This is a genomic window from Blautia sp. MCC270 (genome assembly GCF_018785605.1).
Taxonomy (GTDB): Bacteria; Bacillota; Clostridia; order Lachnospirales; family Lachnospiraceae; genus Blautia_A; species Blautia_A fusiformis.
This window is the reverse complement of sequence record NZ_WQQD01000088.1, coordinates 1-4,914: the sequence shown is the minus strand read 5'-3', so window position 1 is coordinate 4,914 and position 4,914 is coordinate 1. Positions and strand designations below refer to the sequence as shown.

General features: G+C 45.3%; 4 protein-coding genes. All 4 read left to right on the top strand.

Going from position 1 to position 4,914, the window contains the following annotated elements; genetic code table 11:
• Window positions 1-1,598: DAK2 domain-containing protein (locus GPK58_RS12625; RefSeq protein ID WP_215638751.1), on the top strand; the 1,598-nt coding region annotated here is incomplete at its 5' end.
• A 12-nt stretch (window positions 1,599-1,610) separates the two neighbouring features.
• Entirely contained in the window at window positions 1,611-3,671 is a 2,061-nt protein-coding gene (recG, locus tag GPK58_RS12620) for an ATP-dependent DNA helicase RecG (protein ID WP_215638750.1), read from the top strand.
• Between the two features lie 78 nt (window positions 3,672-3,749).
• Window positions 3,750-4,349, top strand: coding sequence for a DUF6465 family protein (locus GPK58_RS12615; RefSeq protein ID WP_215638749.1), 600 nt, complete (start codon window positions 3,750-3,752; stop codon window positions 4,347-4,349).
• Between the two features lie 161 nt (window positions 4,350-4,510).
• Window positions 4,511-4,914 (top strand): GDSL-type esterase/lipase family protein (locus GPK58_RS12610; RefSeq protein WP_215638748.1); only part of this gene is annotated, 404 nt, incomplete at its 3' end.

The window sequence follows — 4,914 nt, the reverse complement described above, 5'->3', positions numbered from 1 at the left end:
CAAAGAATCTGGAAGCGAAGAAAGAGTGGATCAATGAACTGAATGTGTTTCCTGTACCTGATGGAGATACGGGAACCAATATGACGCTTACCATCATGTCTGCTGCTTCTGAAGTAGGTGCTCTTACAGATCCGGATATGGAATCCCTGGCAAAGGCAATTTCTTCCGGTTCCCTCCGTGGAGCCAGAGGTAATTCTGGTGTTATCCTGTCACAGCTTCTGCGTGGATTTACCAGAGGTGTGCGTAAACTTACAGATCTGGATGCACCTGCCATTGCCGCAGCTATGGAGCGAGGCGTTGAAACTGCATACAAAGCAGTTATGAAACCAAAAGAGGGAACCATTCTTACTGTAGCCAGAGCTGCAGCAGACAGAGCAGCAGAGCTTGCTGATGCTGCAGAAGATCTGGATGCTTTTTTCGACGGGATCTTTCAGCATGCAGAGGAAACTCTTGCCAGAACACCAGAGATACTTCCAGTCCTGAAAGAAGCAGGTGTTGTGGATTCTGGCGGACAGGGACTTCTGGAAGTTTTCCGCGGTGCCATCGACGGATATCATGGAAAAGAAGTGGATTATTCCCAGTTTGAAGCAGCAGCTCCTAAGATCACAAAGATTTCTCCTCAGGCAGAGGCAGATATCAAATTTGGATATTGTACAGAGTTTATTATCCTTCTTGAAAAACCGCTTCCACAGGATGAGATCGACCGTTTCCGTGAATTTCTGGATTCCATCGGTGATTCCATTGTTTTGGTAGCTGATGATGAGATTGTCAAGGTACACGTGCACACCAATCATCCGGGACAGGCTTTTGAACGCGCACTCACGTATGGTCAGCTTTCCCGTATGAAGATTGACAATATGAGAGAAGAACATCAGGAAAAACTGATCAAAGATGCGGAAAAACTTGCAAAAGAACAGGCAGAAAACAAAGAACCTCCAAAGGATCATGGATTTATTTCCGTATCCGTAGGTGAGGGACTTTCTCAGATCTTCCGTGAGCTTGGCGTAGATTATCTGATCGAAGGCGGCCAGACTATGAATCCGAGTACCGAAGACATGCTCAATGCTATTGAGAAAGTAAATGCAAAAACAATTTATATTTTCCCGAATAACAAGAATATTATCCTTGCAGCTAACCAGGCAAGAGATCTGACTGAGGACAAGGAGATCATTGTAGTACCAACCAAGACAATCCCACAGGGAATTTCCGCAATGATCAGCTTTGTTCCGGAGAAGGGCGGCGAAGAGAACCTTGCTTCCATGACCGATGCGATTTCCAGAGTGAAGACCGGACAGATTACTTATGCAGTCCGTGATACACGCATTGATGACAAGGAAATCCATGAGGGAGATATCATGGGAATCGGTGATGCAGGTATCCTTGCAGTAGGCAGAGATCGACTTCAGGTAGCGGAGGAGATGGTAGCAGAGATGGTTGACGAGGAATCTGAGATCATCAGTGTTTACTATGGTGAAGATGTATCTGAGGAAGATGCAGAGGCACTTTCTGATTCTCTTACCGAGAAATATCCGGAGTGCGAGGTTGAGCTGAACCAGGGTGGACAGCCAATTTACTACTATCTGATTTCTGTAGAATAAAGAGCACAAAAAATGAATGATAAGACACCTTTACGTGAATTAAAAGGCGTGGGTGAGAAAACAGAGAAGCTTTTCCAGAAGATCGGGATCACGACTGCGGAAGAGCTTCTCCGTTATTATCCGCGGACTTACGATATATATGAGGAGCCTGTGGAGATTGCATCAGCAGAGGAGGACAAAACAGTCTCTATCCGTGCCACTATAGCAACAGGTATTTATATTAACCAGATACGCAATCTCCAGGTTCTGACAACAACTGTGGCAGATGCAAGCGGCCGATTGCCGGTTGCCTGGTTCAATGCGCCTTATTTGAGGGGAACACTCAAAAAGGGCAGTGTGTTTATCCTCAGAGGAAAGATCATCAGAAAAAAAGGCCGTCCGCAGATGGAACATCCGGAGATTTTTACCCCGGCAGCTTATGAGGAGATCATTCACAGTATGCAGCCTGTATATGGTCTGACGAAAGGACTTTCCAACAAGATGATCACGAAGTTGGTCCATCAGATTTTGGATACAAGGCCTCTCCATGGGGAATATCTGCCGGAGGAGATACGGGAACGCTATCAGCTCGCAGATGCCAATTATGCGATCCGGACTATCCATTTTCCGAAAAATATGCAGGAGCTTCTCACAGCCAGGAAACGTCTGGTATTCGATGAATTTCTGCTTTTTGTGCTGGCAATACAGCTCTTGAAGAAGAAAACAGAAGAGGCTCCAAACACTTTTTCAATGAAACCAGTATGGACAACCGAGGAGATCATAGAAGGGCTTCCCTATGACCTGACCGGAGCCCAGAAGAATGTCTGGCATGAGATCGAACGGGATCTGAGCGGTCATAAGCTGATGTCCAGGCTTGTACAGGGGGATGTTGGTAGCGGCAAGACCGTGATCGCATTTTTAGCTATGGTACTTTCAGCAGAGAATGGATTTCAGAGTGCATTGATGGTACCGACAGAGGTTCTGGCAAATCAGCATTACGAAGGCTTTCTGAGGCTGATGGAAGAACAGAATATCGCTTCCTGCCATCCGGTGCTTCTGACAGGATCTACCACAGCCAGACAGAAGCGTGAGATCTATCAGAAGATTGCAGACGGTGAAGTGAATGTGATCATCGGAACTCATGCCCTGATCCAGGAAAGGGTGGAATATAAGAATCTGGGGCTTGTGATCACAGATGAGCAGCACAGATTCGGCGTTCGCCAGAGGGAAGCGCTGACGACCAGAGGAAATCCGCCTCATGTACTTGTTATGAGCGCAACCCCCATTCCCCGGACACTGGCGATCATTTTATACGGAGATCTGGATATTTCGATCATTGACGAGCTTCCTGCAAAAAGACTTCCGATCAAGAATTGCGTAGTAGGAACTTCCTACCGTCCCAAGGCGTATTCTTTTATTGAAAAGCAGGTGCAGATGGGAAGGCAGGCTTATGTGATCTGTCCTATGGTGGAAGAGAGCGAAGGCCTGGAGGCAGAGAATGTTACAGATTATGCCAGAAAGCTTCAGGAGATCCTTCCAGGGGAGATCAAAGTAGAAATCCTTCACGGAAAGATGAAGCCAAAAGAGAAAAACAGGATCATGGAGGCGTTTGCTTCCGGCGAGATCCAGGTGCTGGTATCTACTACAGTTGTGGAGGTTGGAGTGAATGTGCCAAATGCTACCGTTATGATGGTGGAAAATGCAGAACGTTTCGGGCTTGCCCAGCTTCATCAGCTTCGGGGCCGTGTAGGGCGTGGAGAGCATCAGTCTTACTGCATTTTTATCCAGGGAAATAATGAAGAAAATACTTCTAAACGTCTGAAGATCCTCAATGAATCCAATGATGGATTTTATATAGCCGGAGAAGATTTGAAGCTTCGGGGGCCAGGAGATCTTTTCGGTATCCGCCAGAGCGGACTGATGGAATTTAAGATCGGTGATATCTACAATGATGCGGGAATCCTGAAGAATGCAAGTGAAGCAGCTGGTGAGATCCTGACACTGGATTTTGATCTTATCCTGCCTCAGCATAAGGCTTTAAAGGAGCATCTCAAGGGGTATATGAGTGAAGAACTGGAAAATCTGGGGATCTAACCTTGCGTTCTTTCACAAAAAGTGATATCCTAAAATTCGAGAAAAGATTAACAAATCCCTTGTAAGGAGGCTATAAACATGGCTAGAACAAAGAAAGCTGCAACCAAGACAACTGTAAAAACGGCTTCAATAAGCGAGACTCCTGCAAAATCTGTAGTAACCGCATCCGAAGAGAAAGCCGTTAAGGCTGAGACACCGAAGACAGACGATGCAAAAGCTTCTGTAGAAACAAAAGCAGCTGAGAAGACAGCTGAGGTAAAACCTGCCGCTGAGAAACCAGTAGAAGAAAAAACAGCAGAAGTAAAATCTGCTGAAGAGAAAACAACAGCTGTAAAATCAGAAGAGCTGGCTAAGAAAACAGCCGCCAAGAAGACAACAACACGAAAAACTGCTGCAGCTAAGAAAACAACAACTAGGACGACTGCTAAGACAACAGCAGCTAAAACAACAAGAAAGACAGCAGCTAAAAAAGCTGAACCAGTGACAGAAGTATATGTTCAGTACTGGGGCAAAGAGATACATACTTCAGAGGTTGCTGACAGGATTAAAAAGATCTGGACAGAAGACATGGGCAAAAAAGCCTCTGAACTGAAAGACCTCAAAATCTACATTAAACCGGAAGATAATGGTGCACATTATGTGATCAACGGAGATGTTACAGGATTTATCGGACTGTAAAAAGAATCTCTGATAAAAAGTATATAAAAGAGTATGTAAGATGGCCTGCTATAGAGTCAAACTATAGCAGGCTATTTTTTTTGTGTATTTGACCAAATGAGAATAGCATGATATGATTCACCTAACAAATAAACATACTAATTAGATAGGGATATGGTAAAATGAAACAGGTATTATGCTTTGGAGATTCCAATACATGGGGATATGACGGAGAGAGCAGGAAGAGACTACCGTGGGGAGTACGCTGGACAAGCCTTCTCCAGGAAAAACTGAATAAAGAAGAATATCGTGTGATCGAGGAGGGACTGTGCGGAAGAACAACAGTTTTCGAAGATCCGCTCCGCGACGGAAGAAAAGGAACTGCACTTCTTCCCACACTTCTGGAAACACATGCCCAGGTGGATGTAATCACGCTGATGCTGGGAACCAATGACTGTAAAACTGTTTTCGGAGCATCCGCAGATGTAATCGGAAAGGGAATCATAAGATTGCTGGATCAGGTCCAGGAATATGCGCCAAAAGCGAAAGTCCTTCTCATGGCTCCGATCTACCTGGGAGAAAAAGT